Source organism: Shewanella sp. Shew256 (genome assembly GCF_002196695.1).
In the GTDB taxonomy this organism is placed as follows: domain Bacteria; phylum Pseudomonadota; class Gammaproteobacteria; order Enterobacterales; family Shewanellaceae; genus Shewanella; species Shewanella mangrovisoli.
Window position 1 is genome coordinate 22049 of the sequence record NZ_NAJR01000002.1, and the last position, 21434, is coordinate 43482.

A 21434-nucleotide genomic window follows, 5' to 3' on the forward strand; every position below is an offset into this window, starting at 1 on the left:
AAAAAAGCCAGCGATTGCTGGCTTTTTGTTCGATCAGATTTTACCCTGTCGATATAGGTTAATTAACCCATTGCTTGAGGCATCTAAGGCGGTGGCGTCTTGCTCGGCGCCGATGCGGGCGAGGACGTCATTACCTAAGCTTTTTCCGAGTTCAACACCCCATTGGTCGAAGGAGTTGATATCCCAAATGGCGCCTTGGACAAAGGTTCTGTGCTCATAGAGCGCAATCAGTGCACCTAAGGTTTCAGGAGTCAGCTTATCCATTAACAGCGTGTTGCTTGGCTTATTGCCTGGCATGACTTTGTGTTTGGCGATAAGTAACTTCTCTTCATCACTTAAGTTGCTCTTGCTCAATTCGGCCAGTGCTTCATCCAAGGTACGGCCTTGCATGAGTGCTTGGGTTTGTCCGAAGCAGTTAGAGGCTAACTGATCATGGTGCTCTCCGATAGGATTATGGCTTTGCAGCGGCATAATGAAATCGGCAGGGATTAATGCGGTACCTTGATGTAGCAGCTGGTGGTAAGCGTGCTGACCGTTTGTGCCTTCGCCGCCCCAAATTACAGGACCCGTGCTGTAATCCACATGAGTACCATTGAGCGTGACCGATTTACCATTACTTTCCATATCCAGTTGTTGGAAGTAAGCGGGAAGTCCGCGTAGGTAATGATCGTAAGTCAGTACCACATGGCTCTGGGCATTAAAGAAATTGCCATACCACAGAGAGAATAAGCCCATGATGACGGGCATATTTTCGGCCAGAGGCGCATTGGCAAAATGGGTATCCATTTGGTGCGCGCCCTTTAATAGGGAGCGGAAGTTATCCATGCCGATAAGTAAAGCGATGGGTAAGCCAATGGCTGACCAAAGTGAATAACGACCACCAACCCAATCCCACATCGGGAAGATATTGTCGGCATCGATACCAAAGTCAGTCGCTTTTACCACGTTAGAGGTCACGGCAACAAAGTGCTTCGCCACATCAGACTGTGAACCACCTTTGGCTAAGAACCACGCCTTGGCAGTTAAGGTATTGGTCAGCGTCTCTTGTGTACCAAAAGACTTAGACGACATGATAAACAGGGTGGTTTCTGGATCGAGCAGCTTAAGTTTTTCACTGATCGAGGTGCCATCTACGTTGGCGACAAAATGGCAATTGAGACCTGTTATCCAGTAAGGGCGTAATGCTTGGGAAACTATCTTAGGGCCAAGGAACGAACCACCGATACCAATGCTGACGATATCGGTAATAGTTTTGCCAGTGAAACCTTTCCATTGTCCAGAGGTAACTGAAGTGACAAATTGCTGCATCTTGTTCAGCGTTTGCTGTACTTCAGGAACGATATCTTGACCCTCGGCAATGATGGTTTGCTCGGCGGTGCTGCGCAGTGCGGTATGCTGCACGGCACGTTTTTCGGTGGTGTTAATAATATCACCAGCAAACATCGCCTTGATTTTAGCGTCAAGCTTTGCCTCTTGCGCCAGTGTCAGCAGCAAGTTGAGTGTCTCTGGTGTCGCTCTATTTTTTGAATAATCTAAAAATAAGCCACAGGTAGAAAGCGACATATTGCTAAAGCGTGCAGGATCGCCTGCAAAGAGTTCCCGCATATGCGGGATCTGCTGGCTATGCGCGGCTAACGCTTGCCAAGTTGTGCTTTGGGTCAAGATAGTCATCGAATCGTCTCCGAAGATACTTAGTTTGCCAGTTTTGCCTTGAGCATGACTTCGAGTTTGCCTTGGTCGATGGCGAAGTTGCGGATACCTTCTGCTAACTTGTCGACAGCCATAGGATCTTGGTTGAAGTCCCAGCGGAATTGCGCTTCGGTTAAAGGCTCACCCGCAGCAACTGTGGTGCTGGCAGGAAGCAGTTTAGGCTGAATAGCAACTTGAGAGTTTGCCAGCTCTTCGAGTAATGAAGGGCCAATAGTCAGGCGGTCACAACCCGCTAATTCGATGATTTCACCGATATTACGGAAACTTGCGCCCATGACGACCGTGTTATAGCCATGCTGTTTGTAGTAGTTGTAAATTTCAGTCACAGAAACGACACCTGGGTCATTTACTGCGTCATAGTCTTTACCTGTGTCTTTTTTGTACCAATCGAGTATGCGGCCAACGAATGGAGAAATTAAGTACACGCCAGCTTCAGCACAGGCACGCGCTTGAGCGAAGCTAAATAGTAGGGTTAAGTTACAGTTGATGCCTTCTTGCTCTAACTCTTTGGCGGCACAAATGCCTTCCCAAGTTGAGGCTAATTTGATCAGAATGCGAGATTTATCCACGCCAGCTTCTTGGTATAGACGTACTAGTTTGTGCGCTTTCGCAATGGATTTTTCTTTATCGAAGGACAAGCGGGCATCGACTTCAGTTGAAATACGGCCTGGAACCAGTTTCAGAATTTCCACGCCAATGTTCACGGCAAGTTTGTCGCTGGCATCATCAATCTGTTGCTCAATATCAGCACTTTGTAATTTAGCCCATGCGATAGCATTGTCGATTAGAGCGCTATACTCGGGGATTTGAGCCGCTTTTAATATGAGTGATGGGTTGGTCGTTGCGTCTTCTGGCTGATAGCGTTTGATCGCTTCAATATCGCCAGTATCGGCCACAATCGTAGTGTATGACTTGAGTTGCTCTAATGTATTTGCCATGAAAAACATCCTTCTCAGATAGCGGTCTAAACTCAGAAATGAACTGATGACTATTAGAAGCGATTTTGCCAACTTTTCCAACCATCAATGTAAAAAAATTACAAAAATGGTAAAACTATATCGTATTAGCGCGAAAAGCTGTGATTGCATTACAACGATTAGCTAAGCATCATCAGATTGCATAGTGTAGATGTTATAAAAATAAAAAGTCGCTGCAAGCAGCGACTTTTTTATTCTTAAGAGTGCAATTACTTCAGAACAGGCTGTTTTTCAGTAGTTGTCACGATAGCTTCGATGCGACGGTTAGCTGCATGAGCTTCTTTAGAGTCACCAGCCACTAATGGCTTAGTGATACCGTAACCGTTAGAAGTTACACGGCTTTGGCTGATGCCATATTTTTCAACAAGGATCTTAGCAACAGCGTCAGCACGCTTGTCAGACAGAACCATGTTGTATTCTGGTTTACCTACGTTAGAAGCGTGACCCGCAATTTCAACAGTGAATTCTGGGTTCTTGTTCATGTAGTTAGCCAGTCTTTCGATGTCTTTGTAGTACTCTTTCTTCACTACTGCAGAATCGTTAGCAAACTGGATAGAACCTACATCTTCTTGCTTCTTAACGTTTTCGTAGATAGTACAGCCAACAGAGTCAACTTTGTGAGTTGCTGGAGTTGCTGGGCACTGATCTTTATCGTCGTAAACACCATCGTTGTCAGAATCAACTGGGGTTGCTGCAACAACGGCCGCTGCCACTGGTGCTGCCGCGGCAGTACCAAAACGGTAGCTTAATTCTAAGCCCCAGTAGTTGCTGTCTGCATTTACTGGAACGATCGCACTGGCACCAGCGTTATCGTCTAAGTTTTCATAGCGACGGTATTTAGCTTGTAACTTCAGGTTATCAGTGAAGTTATAGCCAACACCCGCACCGAAGTAAGGTGCGAAGTCGTTTTCGCTGTAAGAACTAGATACGCCACCAACGCGTTGGTTGTTTTCTAGGGTGTAGTACATTGCGCCAGCTTCAGCAGACAGGCTCCAACGGTTACCTAGTGGCCACACGCCCACTAAGCCAAGAGTTGCACCTTTTACATCTGCATCATTGCCAATGCCTGCATAGGTCCAATCTGCACTACCTAGATCACGATAGCCGATTTCAGCACCAAAGTAGTCATTAAACATATAGCCTGCGAAGATGTCCCATGCGTATGGGTTGTCATCGCCGTTGTCAGTTGCAATGTGTTCATAGTTATTAACGCCTAAACCTGCACCAACATACCAAGGTGTTAGCTCTTGAGATGCACTGGCAGCAAGTGGAAGCATTGATGTAAGCAAAACTACTTTTAATGTATTCTTCATCATTTTCTCTAAGTCCATTGTTTATGATTCTCCACCAATATGCTTTGCAGGTTTTATGCAAAACATTGCTAGCACTTAGTGTGGGGATCCTTTGGTATTGTAGCCAGCGATTAATTATCACTGCATTTGTTAAATTTTTCCAGTGCTTACTCTGAAGTTTTTTTATCGAATAGAATATTGTTACTTTTGATTGATGTTAAAAAGGCATCCCGAAGGATGCCTTTTAATTGTATCAAACTTGTTAATTAAGTTTTGAATTAACGAGTCCAAACCCAATTTTCAATTTCAACAGGGTCAACACCGTTTGCTTTAATATAGTTGCGATGATCAACCAGTCGTTGCAGCATATCGGTCGTGATTGAAACGTGCTTAGTTTCATCAATGACGCCTTGCTGGAATAGTTTGTAAGCCATATCAATAACAAGGTGATAGCGAGAAGTGCCATTGCGAACACCCATATCAAATGGTGTTGTTGTTGAACCTTCTTCCTCATAACCTTTAATTCTGAAACGGCGACTTCCTTTGTAGTCAAAAATTAACTTTTTGATCGTATTTGGATAACCGTGATAGTTAAATACTACCCCTTTATCTTGGGTAAATATTTCATCCATCATCCATGGTTTTTCTTTAAATTTACGGCTACCTAAGCCATCACTGCTTAATTCGGTCACGCTGACAAAACGAATTCTGACCCTTGGTAACAGTTCACGAATAATCACTAAAGAGGCCATACATTCTTGAGTGACATAATCACCACAACCTGCAAGCACGATATCTGGATTTTCATCTGAAGCAAAATCCCACACCATCACACCGTCTTTAGCTTGTTTACGTGCTTCTTCTAAGCTCAACCATTGTGGTAGTTCTTTTTTACCAGCAACTAGGATGTTTAGTTTGTCACGATCTGCAAAAGCGCGTTCGGTATAAACTAAGGTGCTGTTTGCATCAGCAGGTAAATAAGCAGAGATAATCTTTGGATGTTTTTCTAACATCGCACCGAGGAACGATGGGTTTTGATGCGAGTAACCGTTGTGATCCTGACGCTCTAATAATGAAGAAAGTACTACGTTGCACGCCGGTAGAGGTTTGCGGAAATGCACCCCTTGGCTGGCGTAAACATATTTACAGTATTGGTCGGCCATTGAAGATACAACCTGTGAGAAAGACTCATAGGTTGGGAACATGCCGTGGCGACCCGTTACTGTGTAGCCATGCAACATACCAAATAGCAAGTTTTCAGAGAGTAACTCGAGCACGCGGCCATCACGAGTCATATCCTCGTCCCAGCTTTCAATTGGCCATTGCCATGCGCGGTCGGTTTCTTCAAATACTGCTTGCAGTTGGTTTGAATAGGTTTCGTCTGGGCTAAAGATACGTAAGTTGCGTTGGTCACGGTTCAGTTTGAATGCGTCACGCATCCATTGACCCATTTTCAACATAGAGTAACCACGGTGTCCACGTGGCACTTCTGGACCGTAGCTGAGTTTTTCGAGATCAGGATTGGATAACGCTCTAACAACTTCACCACCATAAGTGAGATGTTGGCGACCACAAGCTAAATGCTTAGGTGGGATCAAGGAGCTAATATCCGCATCAAAAATCAGTTCACCCTGGCCATTGATTTGGTAAAGCTCTTGGAACTGATAGCTAGCCAACCAATTATCCAATGCGCTGAGGTGGCCTTTATCGGTCGCACATTTGTTGACGATAACTTGGTGCGATTCGCAGTTACCTTCTAATTTTGTACCATTATATTCGCTTACACCTGTCCAGCCTTTGGCGGTGCGCATTAAGATCACTGGCCAGCGAGGTTTGACAATATCTTCACCCTTACGTGCGCGGGTTTGGATATCGTTGATCATGCTATAAGCAGTATCCATCGCGGTTGTCATTTGGACGTAGATATCTTCTTCTGCTTCGCTGTCGACAATAATGGGGTGATAACCTAAGCCGCGGAATTCAAGATCTAGCTCTTCATGGCTCATGCGTCCCATACGGGTTGGGCCTGAAATTTTATATCCGTTGATATGTACTATAGGTAACACTGCACCGTTGGTGGCAGGGGAGACTAAACGGTTAGCATACCAAGAGGCTGCTAGAGGACCGGTTTCTGATTCACCGTCACCCACTAATACGGTTGCGATAAGATCAGGATTGTCTAATACCGCGCCCCAACCTACAGCTAACGAGTAACCTAATTCGCCCCCTTCAAGGATTTGACCGGGTGCTTCAGGGTTTGCGTGGGAAGGGTAACCATAGGCTGCCGAAAACTTCTTACAGATATCTTCGATACCGGTTTCATTATAAGGAATGGTTTCTGGATAAAAGTGGCTGAGTGAGCCTTCGATGAATAGGTTAGCTTGTACTGCGGGGAAACCATGGCCAGGGCCGACTAAGTAAATGAAAGGACGATTATGTTTAACAATGAGTCGGTTGACGTTGGCATAAACGAAGTTAATCCCTGGACAAGTCCCCCAGTGCCCTAGCAGGCGAGGTTTAATGTCCGAATGCGCAAGTGGGCGCTTATGTAATACGTTTTGCTTTAGGTAAATCTGAGAGGTGGCGAGGAAGTTAGTGGCTCTTACATATTTTTTAAGAGCATTTATCTCATGTGTAGTCGTCATATTAAGCCTCACTAGAGCAGACGGAATTGAACTGTGTTGTGTTGGGATTACTATATTTGTAATTTTCTTACAAAAATGTGCCCTGCATCCAAATTTTAAAACTTGTGTTCGTCGTTAACGCATGTGGATTAAGTTTGTTAAATTGTTAATTTAATATTAACAGTGACTTATCTAAGCTTTACGAGTGTGAGGTTGTAGCTATTTAACGATGCAAACCTAGGCTTGATCACATGAGTAATTTCGAATACTGTGCTATTTTGCTGCGTTGAATTCGGTAGCCGTGATGTTGTAAATTCACGGAAGGATAATTTGAAAGAATAAATCTACCGATATTCTTACCTTTATTTGGAAGGATTCATTCACCACAAATGTTGCACCTCGCTAAGTATAGGTGGAGGGAGGCATTTGCTACGGGAAGAAGTAAAATAATATGTTAGAAACGATTGTAAACTTTTTGAACGCACTGCTCTGGGGCAAATTGCTCGTTTACGGATTGGTGGGTGCGGGGCTTTATTTCACCTTACGACTTGTATTTATTCAACTTACACACTTCAAGCACTCTCTAAAAGTCATGACCATGAGCCGCCAAGGTTGTGAAAGTGGTCTGTCTTCGTTCCAAGTATTCTGTACCAGTATGGCTGCTCGGGTTGGTGCCGGAAACATGGCCGGTGTAGCTGTGGCGATTGGCGCCGCTGGACCAGGTGCTGTGTTCTGGATGTGGCTTATCGCCATGTTGGGTATGGCGACCGCCATGGTAGAGTCGACGCTTGCACAAGTATATAAGGTACGAGACACCAACGGTCAGTTTCGCGGCGGTCCTTCCTATTATATGGAGAAGGGACTTGGTCAGAGGTGGATGGGGGTGTTGTTCGCTTTCTTCCTGATCATCGCCTTTGGTTTAGTGTTTAACGCGGTGCAAGCCAATACCATTACAGGCGCAATGGAGCGGGTGTTTGGCTTCAACCCGACCTATGTTGGTATCGGCTTAGTGTTAGCCAGTGGTTTTGTGATTGTCGGTGGCTTACGTAAAGTTGCGAGAGTATCAGAGTTTATCGTGCCTATCATGGCACTGGCTTATATTCTGATCGCTTTTATTATCGTGCTGTTCAATTTAGAACAACTGCCAGCCATCATCAGCTTGATTGTAAAGAGTGCGTTCGGTTGGCAAGAGGCCGCCGCAGGTGGTGTTGCTTATACGGTCGCTCAGGCTATGCAAGCGGGAATCGCCCGTGGTTTGTTTTCAAACGAGGCGGGGATGGGCAGCGCGGCAAACGTGGCGGCGAGTGCCTCACCTAATCCTAATCATCCTGCATCCCAAGGTTTTGTGCAGATGATGGGAGTGTTTGTCGATACCATCGTTATCTGTACAGCAACTGCGGCGATTATTTTGCTTTCAGGCGATATCGGTTCTAGCGAAGATGGCATTCGTCTCACCATCAATGCGATGTCAAACCACGTAGGAGATTGGGGCGGCGCCTTTATTGCGATAGCCATCTTCCTATTCTGCTTTACCTCTATTATTGCTAACTATTCCTACGCCGAAACCAATGTGATGTTTTTAACGGGTAACAGCACTAAGGCGTTACCACTATTTCGTCTGTGTGTATTAGGCATGGTGATGTTTGGTGCTGTAGCCAAAATCAGCTTAGTGTGGAACTTAGCGGACGTGTCTATGGGACTGATGGCCACGGTCAATATCATTGCATTGCTGCTGTTATCTGGTTTGGCAATACGGGTTATCAACGATTACTGTGAACAATTGAAGAGTGGCAAAATGCCTGAGTTCGATCGCAGTAAGTTCCCCGAATTGATGGAACAACTCGATGACGGTATTTGGCAGGATAATAGTGCCAACGAGCAGGCGAAAACGCGTACAGAATCTGCGCTTAGTCGCTAAACTCAAGTTCACTGATTAGCGCTATCGGAAAAACCACGTCATCCGTACGTGGTTTTTTTATGCTTGTTCAGTATCATAGTGGCGTATTTTATTTGTTGGAGCGTGTTAATGTTGATTTTGGTTTCACCGGCGAAAACCCTAGATTTTGAGCAACCTCCCTTGACTCAAACCCACACTCGGCCCGATTTTTTAGCTTATAGCCAAGAGCTTATTCAAGTCTGCCAACGGTTAACCCCCAGTGACATAGCAACATTAATGAAGGTGAGCGATAACATCGCAGGTTTAAATGCCGCGCGTTTTGGGGAGTGGGCACCCGATTACAGCATTGATAATGCTAAGCAGGCGATTTTTGCTTTTAGAGGCGATGTTTACACGGGGTTTGATGCTGATACGTTGACACCCGAACAGCTCGAACGCAGCCAGTCACAGTTGCGTATTTTATCTGGGCTCTACGGTTTACTGCGCCCCTTGGATTTGATTTTACCTTACCGCTTAGAAATGGGGACGGCGCTTGCCAATCCTAAAGGTAAGAATCTCTACGATTTTTGGGGTAATACACTCACCGAAGCGGTCAATAATGCGGTCGCTGCGCAGGGGGATGACATCATTATCAACCTCGCATCCAATGAATATTTCAAGGCGATAAAACCAAAACAATTAGCAGGTCAATTAATCACCCCTGTCTTTAAAGATTTTAAAAATGGCCAATATAAAGTCATCAGTTTTTTTGCTAAAAAGGCAAGGGGAATGATGGCAAGATATATCATTGACCAGCAAGTGAGTTCGATTGAGGAATTAAAGGCGTTTGATGTGGCAGGTTATTACTACAGTGAAGATTTGAGTAAACCGAATGAGCCAACATTCTTGCGTGAAGCGCAGTAACTCATAATGCGTTAAATAAAAAGAGCAGCCTAGGCTGCTCTTTTTATTTACGAAGGATGTGCTGGCGGAAGATTATTTCGACTCAGTACTAATCGGTGTTAACACTAAATTCGAGTTCGCCATGATATAGGCAAATTGTGCATATGCCGCCACATTTTGCGCGAGCGCCTTAGGATCGATTTTATCTAAGGTATCGTTAGGGGTATGGTGATAATCGAAGTAATCGTGGCCATCCTGTCTTAATGACGCAACAGGTACGCCTAATGCGGGCAACATAGAGACATCAGGGCCACCAGAGGCTTGATTATTACCAAGGGCGACACCGTTATATGTCATTGGCTTTATGCTCTCTTGGACTTGTGCAAAAACGCTATCATTTACCTTGGTATCGATTTGATAAATCGGGCCTGCGCCAAAATCCGATTCGGCAGCAATATAATGCAGAGGTAGCTCGGCTTTGTGTGCTTCAGCATAAGCTTTGCCTCCCACTAAGCCAATTTCTTCGGCAGCGTAAAGTACCACTCGTACAGTACGCGCAGGCTTTTGCGGAAGATCTTGAATATGTTTCGCCGCGGCAGTCACAATCGCAACGCCAGCGCCATCATCAATCGCCCCCGTCCCTTCATCCCAAGAATCTAAATGGGCGCCAATCAGCACGATTTCATTGGGTTTACTACTGCCAGTGACTTCTGCAATCACGTTATAAGAGGTATTCGTACCTAAATCCTTCGGTGACATATGCAGCTCGAGCACCGCATTAGGATCGCGTTTTAACATGGCATCGATTAAGTCGGCATCGGGATTTGACATCGCCGCCGCAGGGATTTTAGCGACTCCATCTTGATAACGCATCACGCCAGTATGCGCCATGCGGTCATGATCGGTGCCAATTGAGCGAATGACGATTGCAACGGCTCCCTTTTGTGCCGCAGCGACTGCGCCTTTTGAGCGGCCGCCGACACTTTTGCCATAACCTTCACCCGTGATGTGACGTTCTGTTTTTTGATCGATAAAGGCAATCTTGCCTTTTACATCATTAGGATTTGCCGCTTGCAGTGCCGCAAGGCTATCAAAACGAGCAATTTTAGCCTTAATACCTTCAATTGGCGTTGCAACACTACCGCCTAGGGCTGTGATCACTAAAGGTTGTTCCACTGGCGAGATAATCTTGGCTTTGGCTTCTCCACGTTCCCAAATAGGAACCTGCACTGGCTCTTTATAAACCTTATCAAACCCGAGGCTGGTTAACTTATTCATTGCCCAGTTCACGGCAATAATGTCTTTTGGGCTACCAGCAAGGCGCGGTCCAACTTCAACCGTAAGGGATTCGACGATGTCATATCCCAAAGAAGAAGCTAACGCGGTTTGCTGTAATTGCACGGGAATATCATTTTTTACGGGTGTTTCTACGTGGGTTTGACAAGCGCTCAAACCGCCAATAAATAGACCAGTTATCAATGTTGTTTGGTAGGATTTCATAGGTTTCCTTTATTTTTATTAAGCATGTCCCATTTTTGAAAACAATCTAGCAAAAAGTGTGCTTTATGTCCCGACTATATCTGTAAGGCAACGCTATATTAGCGCAGGGGTTAGTTTTAGGAGAAAAAGTGCGTAATGAATATTGAATTGATGCAGGAGCGAGCCGATCATGCCGTAGTGCTATTAAAAGCACTCGCAAACGAACGCCGTTTATTTATCCTTTGTTATTTATTGAACGAAGGTGAAATGTGCGTTGGCGAAATGAATAAAAAATTAGGCTTAAGTCAATCGGCACTATCACAACACCTTGCTTGGTTACGCAAAGATAATTTAGTAACCACACGCAAAGAAGCGCAAACCGTATTTTATTCGCTTAAGAGTGATGAAGTGCGTGAGATGATCCATTTACTGAACAATATTTATTGTCATTAATGGTAATCATCAGATATAAAAAAACCGGCAATTGCCGGTTTTTTATATTCACTAAGAAAATTAAGCAGCCAGTGCTTTGATCTTAGCGTTCAAACGAGCCTTATGACGGGCAGCTTTATTCTTGTGAATAAGACCTTTAGTCGCCATACGGTCAACGATTGGTTGTGCAGCAGCGAAAGCTTCAGTTGCTGTTTTGTGATCGCCAGCTTTGATAGCAGCGATTACTTTTTTAACGTATGTACGTAACATTGAGCGACGGCTGGCGTTGTGCTGACGACGCTTTTCAGATTGAAGCGCGCGCTTCTTTGCAGACTTGCTATTAGCCAAGGTGCAACTCCTAAAAACTGGATTTGATACTTTTAAAGGCCGAGGAATATGCCTGCATTTAGTCACTTTGTCAATGACTATGATTGAATAATCATCATAAAGATAAATTAATTCAACCCGCCTTGGCTATCTTCAACCCAACTCGTGTAATATGTGGCGCAATTCTAACAGCTATTGCCGCAGTGTGACAGAGCCTGAGTCGATTTTTTGAGATGAATCACCTAATCCATTCGATGTAGGTCTGGGGGACGTTTGAGTAAAAAATTATTGAAATCTGGCATGATTGTTAGTGCTATGACGTTGATTTCTCGTGTTTTAGGTTTGGTTCGAGATGTAGTTGTTGCCAATTTAATGGGGGCAGGGACAAGCGCCGACGTTTTTTTCTTCGCTAATAAAATTCCTAACTTTTTACGCCGATTATTTGCTGAAGGTGCTTTTGCTCAGGCATTTGTTCCCGTACTGACCGAATATCAAGAAAAAAATACATCGGATGAGACCCGAGAGTTACTCAGTAAAGTGGCGGGGACCTTAGGGCTGTTGGTGACCATTGTGACGCTTGTCGGTGTCATCGCATCCCCCGTATTGTCGGCCTTATTTGGTGGCGGCTGGTTTGTAGCTTGGCTTAACAATGAGCCCGATGGCGCTAAGTTTGAGCTGGCAACCGTTGTGCTTAAAATCACCTTCCCGTATCTGTGGTTTATCACCTTTACTGCGTTAGCGGGATCCATCCTTAATACCCGTGGTCGTTTTGCGGTATCAGCTTTTACCCCTGTATTCTTAAACGTCGCTATTATTGCGGCGGCAATGTTTTTTGCGCCGACGTCTTCCCAGCCTGAAATTACCTTGGCATGGGGGGTGTTCTGTGGCGGTTTAATTCAGTTTTTATTCCAGATTCCCTTCTTACTTAGAGAAAAGGCCTTAGTTAAACCATCATGGGGTTGGAAGCATCCAGGTGTGGTGAAGATCAGAACCTTGATGATCCCTGCGCTGTTTGGTGTGTCAGTTTCACAAATCAATCTATTATTCGATACTTTTATCGCCAGCTTCCTCATGACGGGCTCCATCAGCTGGCTTTACTATTCAGACCGCTTATTAGAATTTCCACTCGGTTTATTCGGTATTGCCATTGGCACCGTGATTTTACCAGCTTTATCTCGCAATCATGTGAATGCCGAAGGGGATGGCTTTGGTAAAACCATGGATTGGGGCATTAAGGCGATTCTTTTATTAGGATTACCCGCCATGATGGGGCTGATTGTGCTGGCCCAACCTATGTTGATGGTGCTGTTTATGCGCGGCGCCTTCTCTATCCAAGACGTCGAGATGGCATCCTACAGCTTGATGGCTTATGGCAGTGGTTTACTCAGCTTTATGCTTATCAAAGTGTTAGCGCCTGGATATTACTCACGCCAAGACACAAAGACTCCTGTGCGTTACGGCATTATCGCCATGATCACTAACATGGGCTTTAACCTCATTTTTGCGATTCCCTTTGGTTATGTTGGCTTAGCGATTGCGACATCGATGTCGGCTTTACTGAATGCGACCCTTTTATATCGCGGCCTACACAAAGCGGGTGTTTACCGAATTTCTAAGCCAACAGTGGTGTTTTTCCTTAAAGCCGTGGTTTCAACGGCCTTGATGGTGGTAGTCTTGTACTATTTCTTACCTACGCAATCCCAATGGTTGGAATGGCAGTTAGTTGGGCGTGCTAAGGCTTTGATTGGTTTGATTGCTGTTGGCGCTATGACGTATTTACTTGGCTTATTGGCGTTAGGAATTCGTCCTTGGTCAATGAAACGGGGAGTTTGATTGCTGATTCTTATCGTTAGCTGTTATATAATCAGCCGATTTGCGCTTGGCAGTTGTCTAAAGTTATGGAATTAATCCGCGGTATACATAACATTTTGTCATCTCACCATGGCTGTGTGCTGACGATAGGTAATTTTGATGGCGTGCATCGCGGCCATGCACAGGTGATTGCTAATCTGGTGCAAAAGGCCAAACAGCTCTCGCTACCGTCGACTGTGATGACATTTGAACCTCAACCACAGGAGTTATTCCGTGGTGAGAATGCGCCCGCGCGTCTGAGTCTATTGCGGGATAAAATCATCCTGCTCGATGAGTTAGGCGTTGAACGGTTAGTGTGTGTTAACTTCAATCGCGCCTTTGCCGATCAACCAGCGGAGCATTTCATCGAAGAACTGCTGGTGCGCAAGCTCGGGGTAAAATACCTTGTCGTTGGCGATGACTTTTGCTTCGGTCAAGGCCGAAAAGGCAATTTTGAAATGCTGATGCAGGCGGGAGCTCGTTATGGCTTTACCGTGGTTAGCACCCAGAGTTTTATGGTGGGCTCGCAACGTGTGAGTTCGACCGCGGTAAGAGAACAATTGGCTAAAGGAAACCTAGAGCAGGCGAGACGCCTACTCGGTCATCCCTTTACCTTAAGCGGCCGCGTGGCCCATGGCCAAAAAATTGGTCGAACCATAGGTTTTCCTACCGCTAATATCGCCCTCAAGCGCAATGTAGTGCCGGTGCGCGGGGTGTTTGCGGTGAAACTCTATTGGGAAGATAGCGATATTTATGAAGGGGTTGCCAACATTGGTTTCCGCCCGACCGTAAATGGTCAAGTTTGTCAGCTTGAGGTGCATCTTTTTGATTTTGAAGGTGACATTTATGGCAAGCATGTTGAGGTTGAGTTAGTGGCAAAACTTCGTGATGAACAACCCTTTGATTCATTGGATGCACTAAAACAACAGATTTTGAATGATGCAAATGAGGCCAGAGCTTTATTTGGTAACGATGCAGGCTGATATTTATCAGTTTAATTAACGGTATAGGATCAATGAGCGACTATAAATTTACTTTGAATTTGCCGGAAACTGAGTTTCCGATGCGTGGTAATTTGGCAAATCGCGAGCCAGAGATGTTAGAACGCTGGACGAAAGACGGTCTGTATCAGCAGATCCGTGATAGCCGAATTGGCCGCACACCTTTTATTTTGCATGACGGCCCACCGTATGCGAACGGCAGTATTCATATTGGTCACTCAGTAAACAAAATTCTTAAGGACATTATCGTTAAGTCAAAAACCATGGCTGGTTTTGACGCGCCATATGTTCCAGGTTGGGATTGCCATGGTCTGCCAATCGAACTAAAAGTGGAGCAAAAAGTCGGTAAGCCAGGTCAAAAGATTTCAGCAGCCGAATTCCGCGAAGAATGCCGTAAATATGCCGCCGAGCAAGTTGATGGCCAGCGCGCTGACTTTATTCGTTTAGGCGTATTAGGTGATTGGCAAAAGCCATATCTGACAATGGACTTTGCGACCGAAGCTAACATCGTTCGCTCGCTATCTAAGGTCATTGAAAACGGTCACCTACATAAAGGTGTTAAACCAGTTCACTGGTGTACTGACTGTGGTTCTGCGCTGGCTGAAGCCGAAGTTGAGTACGAAGATAAAACATCTCCTGCAATCGATGTGGCATTTACTGCGACCGATAGCAAAGATGTGGCCGCTAAGTTTGGTGTAAGCGATTACTCACATCCAGTATCTATGGTGATTTGGACTACTACACCTTGGACACTGCCTGCCAACCGCGCCTTATCTATCAGTCCTGAGCTTGATTACAGCTTGGTTGAATTTGTCAAAGATGGCGTGACGAAAGCCGTTATCCTAGCAGACGTCTTAGTTGAAGCCTGTATGACACGTTACGGCGCCGAGAGCCACAGCGTTTTAGGTAAAATCAAAGGCGCTGTACTAGAGTTGGTTCGCTTCCAGCACCCATTCTTAGCCTTTGATGTACCTGCGATTTTAGGCGACCACGTGACCACTGATGCCGGTACTGGCGTAGTTCACACTGCACCTGGTCACGGTCAAGACGACTTCGTTGTAGGTCAAAAATACGGCTTAGAAGTGGCAAACCCAGTTGGCGATAACGGTGTTTATAAGCCAGATACCGAGTTCTTCGCCGGTCAACACGTATTCAAAGCCAACGATAACGTGGTAGCTCTGCTGAAGGAAAAAGGCGCGCTATTACATCATGTTGCCTATCGTCACAGCTATCCACATTGCTGGCGCCACAAAACGCCAATTATCTTCCGTGCAACGCCGCAGTGGTTTATCTCTATGGATAACCATGGCCTGCGCAAAAATGCACTGAGCGAAATTGAACAGACGCAATGGATCCCTGATTGGGGCCAAAGCCGTATCGAGAAGATGGTTGAGAATCGCCCTGATTGGTGTATCTCACGTCAACGTACCTGGGGCGTGCCTATTACCCTGTTTGTACACCGCGAAACCGAAGAGCTGCACCCTGAAAGCGTCTCGTTAATGGCACGTGTTGCAAGCCGTATCGAGCAAGAGGGTATTCAAGCTTGGTGGGATCTCGATGCTGCAGAGCTATTAGGTGAAGAAGCCGACCAATACCGTAAAGTAACAGATACCTTAGACGTATGGTATGACTCAGGTTCTACCTTTGCATCGGTTGTGGCCGCTCGTCCTGAATTCCATGGCCATGGCGTTGATTTATATCTTGAAGGAAGCGACCAACACCGCGGCTGGTTTATGTCATCACTGATGATTTCTACCGCCATGACTGGTAAAGCACCTTACAAACAAGTTCTGACCCACGGCTTTACCGTTGATGGTAAAGGTCGCAAGATGTCGAAATCTATCGGTAACGTCATTGCGCCGCAGCAAGTCACTAACAAGTTAGGTGCAGACATTCTGCGTCTTTGGGTTGCTGCAACCGACTACAGCGGTGAAATGACGGTATCGGATGAAATCTTAAACCGTAGCGCCGATGCTTATCGCCGTATTCGTAACACCGCTCGTTTCTTACTGGCTAACCTTAATGGCTTCGATCCTGCTAAGGATTTAGTGGCTGTAGAAGATATGGTGGCGTTAGATCGTTGGGCGGTGCGCCGCGCGGCAGCTCTGCAGCAAGAGATTATCGAAGCTTACGAGCAATATAACTTCCATATCGTGACCCAAAAGCTGATGCAGTTCTGCTCGGTTGAGTTAGGTAGTTTCTATTTAGACATCATCAAAGACCGCCAGTACACCGCCAAGCAGGAAGGACATGCTCGCCGTAGCTGTCAGTCGGCACTGTTCCATATCGCCGAAGCTATGGTGCGTTGGATTGCGCCAATCTTAAGCTTTACAGCCGACGAAGTGTGGCAATTACTGCCAGGTCAACGCGATGCCTATGTCTTTACTCAAGAGTGGTATCAAGGCCTTCAATCGGTCACCTTAGACACTGACTTAAGCGATGCCTACTGGGAAAATCTGCTGACCGTTCGTAACGAAGTCAACAAAGTGATTGAGCAGGCTCGCCGTGATAAACGTATCGGCGGTTCATTAGAAGCGGAAGTGACTTTATTTGCCGATGCCGCATTAGCTGAGCAATTAACCCATATCGGTGACGAGCTTCGCTTCGTGTTGTTAACGTCAGAAGCTAAAGTGTTGCCATTGGCGGATGCGACAAGCGATGCAGTTGAGACTGAACTTGCTTCGTTAAAACTGATTGTTAGTGCGACACAAGCGCAAAAATGTGAACGTTGTTGGCACCATAGGGAAGAGGTTGGCACTATCGAAGCCCACTCGACTCTGTGTCATCGCTGTGTAACCAATATTGAAGGTGACGGCGAAGTTCGTCTGTTTGCGTAAAGGATCTGTATGCCATTAACTTGGAAAGACAGTGGCTTACGTTGGTATTGGGTAGTTGTATTGGTGTTTTTGGCCGATCAACTATCCAAACAATGGGTCTTAGCCAATTTTGATTTGTTCGAATCGGTGAAGTTATTACCTTTTTTTAATTTCACCTATGTACGTAACTATGGCGCCGCATTTAGCTTTTTAAGTGAAGCAGGTGGTTGGCAACGTTGGTTATTTACCTTAGTGGCCGTTGGTTTCAGTACCTTGTTGACTGTGTGGCTGCGCAAGCAATCGGCATCCCTATGGAAGTTAAATTTGGCTTACACCTTAGTGATTGGTGGCGCCCTAGGTAACTTAATCGATCGATTGATGCATGGTTTTGTAGTGGATTTTATCGATTTTTATTGGGGTAAGAGCCATTATCCTGCCTTTAATATCGCTGATTCCGCGATTTTTATCGGCGCAGTGCTGATCATTTGGGATTCGTTTTTTAACAGCAAATCCGAACAAGATAAAACCGAAGAGGTGAAGTAGTGACTGTGACACGTTCGTTATTGTGCCATATGAATATTGTGCTTGAAGATGGTTCGACCGCCGATAGCACTAAAGCCTCGGGTAAGCCAGCACGTTTAAATATCGGTGATGGTACTTTAAGTCCTGCATTTGAAGCGCAGCTTGCTTCCTTAAATGAAGGCGACAAGCACAGCTTTACGCTTGAAGCCGTCGATGCATTTGGTGAGTCAAATCCCGATGCGATTCATTATATGGATAGAACCCGTTTTCCTGCTGATATGGAGCTTGAGGTTGGCGTTATCGTCAGTTTCGCCGGCCCTGGTGGCAGTGAGATCCCCGGTATTGTGCGTGAGGTTGCGGGCGATTCGATTACGGTCGATCTCAATCACCCTCTAGCTGGACGGAAAGTCACATTTGAACTCGACGTGGTGAAGGTACTGTAAGATGAAATTAGATCCTACCAGCCCAAGTTTAAATATTATGCTGGCTAATCCTCGCGGCTTTTGTGCTGGTGTGGACAGAGCCATTAGCATTGTTGAGCGCGCGCTCGAGTTATTTTCGCCGCCAATTTATGTTCGCCATGAAGTCGTGCATAACCGCTATGTGGTGCAAAACCTGAAGGACCGCGGTGCGGTTTTTGTTGAAGAGTTAGACCAAGTACCGGATAACAATATTGTTATCTTCAGTGCGCATGGGGTTTCTCAGGCGGTACGCGCCGAGGCTAAAGCGCGTGGGTTGCGAGTATTCGATGCGACTTGTCCGTTAGTCACCAAAGTGCATTTACAAGTGACCCGTGCGAGTCGCAAGGGGATTGAATGTATTTTGATTGGCCATGCGGGGCATCCTGAAGTTGAAGGCACAATGGGACAATATGATAACCCCAATGGTGGTGTTTATCTGATTGAGTCCCCTGCAGATGTCGAGACTTTAGAAGTTCGCGATCCTAATAACCTCTGTTTCGTGACTCAAACGACGCTGTCGGTGGATGATACGCTCGATATCATCAGCGCCTTATTAAAGCGTTTCCCGTCCATCGAAGGCCCGCGTAAGGATGATATTTGTTACGCGACGCAAAACCGTCAAGATGCGGTACGTAATTTATCCGCCGATGTGGATCTGTTAATTGTGGTCGGTTCGAAAAATAGCTCTAACTCTAATCGCTTGCGTGAGTTGGCATTAAAAACCGGAACTCAATCTTATCTGGTTGATACCGCTGATGATATCGATTCATCTTGGTTTGAAAATGTGACAAAAGTTGCAGTGACCGCTGGCGCATCGGCACCAGAAGTGCTGGTTCAGCAAGTGGTTCAAGCGATTGCAAAATTAGCACCGAGTGTCGTCACCGAAGTTGAAGGGCGTAAAGAAGATACCGTCTTTGCCGTACCAGCGGAATTACGCTAGTTCATTCTAATCAATGTGATGAATAAAAAGAGGCCAATGGCCTCTTTTTTTATTATCAAAATTCACCAAATACAAACAAGGCATAATGGAATTAACGCTTATATGCTATTGTTACTGGCTACTTACATTTTACTCATCTATTATTAACTGCTAGCAATGTTTTTATCGTAAGATTAAGATTTAAAAGGGTAAATAGCTGAAAAGCTTGTCAAAAATATGACTAAATTCGAACGGTTGACGCATAACAGAATTCAACGGGGCTTCTCTTTAATTGAAGTGCTTGTCGCATTGGTGATTCTAGTGATTGGCTTGATCGGTATTTTTAATTTACACATTGTGGCCAAGCGCGGCAGCTTTGAATCTTTTCAGCAAACACAAGCCTCCTATTACGCCAATGATATTATCAACCGCATGAAGCTAAATCGAACGCAGCTTGATAGCTATGCAGGAGAATACACTGGCGCGCCAAGTTCCGTCGCAAAGGTGTGTGAAAACGCAACACTTTGTAATCCAGCAGAATTAAAGTTGTGGGATATTTTTGAATGGCAATCTTCGTTAACCGGAGAGTCTGAGACTGTTGGCACTCAAAACGTTGGGGGATTGGATTCTCCTACAGCTTGTATTGAAGTGAATAATCGTGATGTTCTAGTTGTGATTACTTGGCGAGGCATACGTGAGACCAACATTGATACTTCAGCCGTTGCGGATGCAGCAGACACTTGTGGTGCTGACACTGAAAATAGGCGCATTTTTTCACTTAAAACAGTGATTATTTAGATGAAAAAATCATTTCGTATGACGTTAAGTAAAACCATGGAACGGGGAATGTCACTCGTTGAGTTGATGGTCGCTATGGTTATCGGGCTTTTTTTGACTGCCGGTGTATTTACCATGTTTAGCATGTCGTCATCAAACGTGACAACGACAAGCCAGTTTAATCAGTTGCAAGAGAATGGTCGTATAGCCTTGGCCATAATGGAAAGAGATATTAGTCAGTTAGGTTTTATGGGGGATTTAACGGGAACTGATTTTATCGTCGGGACAAATACTAACATCGAGGTTACTACCATAACCGCTGATTGTGTTGGTGATGGGTTGAATAACGCGACGCTACCTAACAATCAGCCGGCCCATTTTAGGCGTTTGTGGGGATATGAAAATACCGCAACAAGTACTCATCTTAGTTGTTTAGGGGATAGTGATGTTAATGCGGATACAGATGTTTTGCAGCTAAAACGCTTTATTGGACCCAATGTCGCGGCTGGGAGTGCAAACTCAGTGTATGTCGCTGCAAATTCTTCTCAGGCGGTATTTTTTGTTGGTGCGACTCCAACAACGACGCTTGAAAATCCGAGAACATGGGAATATCAACACCATGTGTATTTTATTGCAAATGATGCAAATCAAATTCCTATCCTAAGGCGTAAAACCTTAACCAGTACAGGCATGAGTAACGATGAGCAGTTAGTTGAAGGCATTGAGAACATTCGATTCTTATATGGTTTTGATAATGACGGGGATAGCACTCCTGATAGCTTTATGCCTGCTGAAGATGTCACATCATTGATGTGGGATAACGAAGGCTTTCAGCGATTGGTCGCGATAAAAGCGTTTGTACTGGTGAGATCGATTAACGAAGACAAGAGCTATACCAACGAGACTGAGTACCTTTTGGGAGACAAAACCATCACTATTCCTGCTAACGACCATTATCGTCGTAAGGTATTATCGACAACAATAGTATTGGAAAATCCTGTGCTTATACGCAGTTAATTGAGGCCATGAGTGATGAGAAAGCAGAAAGGGATAGTGTTATTTTTTGCATTAATTGTCTTGGTCCTTATGACAGTTATTGGTGTTGCGTTGGCGGTTAACTCTACACAATCGTTGCGAATGTCAGGGGCGGGTGCAGAAAGAATCGAAGCTAAAGCCATTGCCGATGGTGGTTTAGAACAGGTGATTTCAGATTATTCGGGTGAGCAATTGGCAAACCTTAACGCAGAAGCAGATACAACAGTATTTAATAGTCGTCAGACATTGAAGCCATTGCCTGAAACTGGTGTGCGTGATGTAGGATGTCAAAGAACCTCAAATGCGACAGGGGCAAATTTGGTTAGCTGTAGAAGGGCCGAGATTAGCAGTTCAGTGACCTTTGGTCGGGACAATCTTGGCTCATTAACCGTTGTTTCAGGTGTAGAGCAACAAGTGCTAACAGGAAACTAA

18 protein-coding genes are annotated in these 21434 nt (G+C 45.3%); 12 read left to right on the forward strand and 6 right to left on the reverse strand.

The features are described 5' to 3' along the window. Positions 1-33: 33 nt before the first annotated feature. The 4 genes from pgi to B5P39_RS03000 all read right to left on the reverse strand — a co-directional run bounded on the left by pgi (position 34) and on the right by B5P39_RS03000 (position 6624). Positions 34-1671, reverse strand: a complete 1638-nt coding sequence (gene pgi / locus B5P39_RS02985; protein WP_088210418.1) for a glucose-6-phosphate isomerase — start codon at positions 1669-1671, stop codon at positions 34-36. 20 nt (positions 1672-1691) lie between these two features. Beyond that, a complete protein-coding gene (gene tal, locus B5P39_RS02990; protein WP_039978392.1) occupies positions 1692-2648 on the reverse strand; it encodes a transaldolase in 957 nt (318 codons plus the stop codon). A 248-nt stretch (positions 2649-2896) separates the two neighbouring features. Further along, positions 2897-4018: an OmpA family protein gene (locus B5P39_RS02995; RefSeq protein ID WP_176399850.1), complete on the reverse strand. Its 1122-nt coding sequence runs from the start codon at positions 4016-4018 to the stop codon at positions 2897-2899. Between the two features lie 239 nt (positions 4019-4257). Further along, the gene (locus tag B5P39_RS03000) at positions 4258-6624 is read right to left on the reverse strand and encodes a phosphoketolase family protein (RefSeq protein WP_088210419.1); all 2367 of its coding nucleotides are present in this window, start codon (positions 6622-6624) and stop codon (positions 4258-4260) included. A gap of 430 nt (positions 6625-7054) precedes the next feature. Between B5P39_RS03000 and B5P39_RS03005 the strand changes: the two genes are divergently transcribed. Together B5P39_RS03005 and yaaA are read left to right on the forward strand one after the other, a co-directional pair. Further along, on the forward strand, positions 7055-8521 hold the full coding sequence (locus B5P39_RS03005; RefSeq protein ID WP_086903842.1) for an alanine/glycine:cation symporter family protein: 1467 nt from the start codon (positions 7055-7057) through the stop codon (positions 8519-8521). A gap of 108 nt (positions 8522-8629) precedes the next feature. Then, entirely contained in the window at positions 8630-9403 is a 774-nt protein-coding gene (gene yaaA / locus B5P39_RS03010; RefSeq protein ID WP_088210420.1) for a peroxide stress protein YaaA, read from the forward strand. A 72-nt stretch (positions 9404-9475) separates the two neighbouring features. On the opposite strand, the gene B5P39_RS03015 is transcribed toward yaaA, so the two are convergent. Next, complete coding sequence (locus tag B5P39_RS03015; RefSeq protein ID WP_088210421.1) at positions 9476-10882, reverse strand: M28 family metallopeptidase; 1407 nt, start codon at positions 10880-10882, stop codon at positions 9476-9478. A gap of 135 nt (positions 10883-11017) precedes the next feature. Between B5P39_RS03015 and B5P39_RS03020 the strand changes: the two genes are divergently transcribed. Then, a complete protein-coding gene (locus B5P39_RS03020; RefSeq protein WP_006084975.1) occupies positions 11018-11314 on the forward strand; it encodes an ArsR/SmtB family transcription factor in 297 nt (98 codons plus the stop codon). 60 nt (positions 11315-11374) lie between these two features. On the opposite strand, the gene rpsT is transcribed toward B5P39_RS03020, so the two are convergent. Then, positions 11375-11641 carry a 30S ribosomal protein S20 gene (gene rpsT, locus B5P39_RS03025; RefSeq protein WP_011623708.1) on the reverse strand — a complete coding sequence of 89 codons (267 nt, stop codon included), beginning with the start codon at positions 11639-11641 and terminating at the stop codon, positions 11375-11377. 252 nt (positions 11642-11893) lie between these two features. Between rpsT and murJ the strand changes: the two genes are divergently transcribed. The 9 genes from murJ to B5P39_RS03070 all read left to right on the forward strand — a co-directional run bounded on the left by murJ (position 11894) and on the right by B5P39_RS03070 (position 21434). Then, positions 11894-13453: a murein biosynthesis integral membrane protein MurJ gene (gene murJ, locus B5P39_RS03030; RefSeq protein WP_088210422.1), complete on the forward strand. Its 1560-nt coding sequence runs from the start codon at positions 11894-11896 to the stop codon at positions 13451-13453. Between the two features lie 65 nt (positions 13454-13518). Beyond that, a complete protein-coding gene (gene ribF / locus B5P39_RS03035; protein ID WP_088210423.1) occupies positions 13519-14454 on the forward strand; it encodes a bifunctional riboflavin kinase/FAD synthetase in 936 nt (311 codons plus the stop codon). Positions 14455-14486: 32 nt separating this feature from the next. After that, positions 14487-17309 carry an isoleucine--tRNA ligase gene (gene ileS, locus B5P39_RS03040; protein WP_088210424.1) on the forward strand — a complete coding sequence of 941 codons (2823 nt, stop codon included), beginning with the start codon at positions 14487-14489 and terminating at the stop codon, positions 17307-17309. A gap of 9 nt (positions 17310-17318) precedes the next feature. Beyond that, positions 17319-17831, forward strand: a complete 513-nt coding sequence (lspA, locus tag B5P39_RS03045) for a signal peptidase II (RefSeq protein ID WP_011623704.1) — start codon at positions 17319-17321, stop codon at positions 17829-17831. After that, positions 17831-18253 (forward strand): FKBP-type peptidyl-prolyl cis-trans isomerase, encoded by a 423-nt coding sequence (fkpB, locus tag B5P39_RS03050; RefSeq protein ID WP_069454418.1) that lies wholly within the window; start codon positions 17831-17833, stop codon positions 18251-18253. Before lspA ends, fkpB begins: the two co-directional genes overlap by 1 nt. A gap of 1 nt (position 18254) precedes the next feature. Continuing rightward, complete coding sequence (gene ispH / locus B5P39_RS03055; RefSeq protein WP_088210425.1) at positions 18255-19211, forward strand: 4-hydroxy-3-methylbut-2-enyl diphosphate reductase; 957 nt, start codon at positions 18255-18257, stop codon at positions 19209-19211. Between the two features lie 216 nt (positions 19212-19427). After that, the gene (gene pilV / locus B5P39_RS03060; RefSeq protein ID WP_088210426.1) at positions 19428-19988 is read left to right on the forward strand and encodes a type IV pilus modification protein PilV; all 561 of its coding nucleotides are present in this window, start codon (positions 19428-19430) and stop codon (positions 19986-19988) included. Positions 19989-20006: 18 nt separating this feature from the next. After that, complete coding sequence (locus tag B5P39_RS03065) at positions 20007-20984, forward strand: PilW family protein (RefSeq protein WP_441347602.1); 978 nt, start codon at positions 20007-20009, stop codon at positions 20982-20984. 15 nt (positions 20985-20999) lie between these two features. After that, positions 21000-21434: a pilus assembly PilX family protein gene (locus B5P39_RS03070; protein ID WP_088210428.1), complete on the forward strand. Its 435-nt coding sequence runs from the start codon at positions 21000-21002 to the stop codon at positions 21432-21434.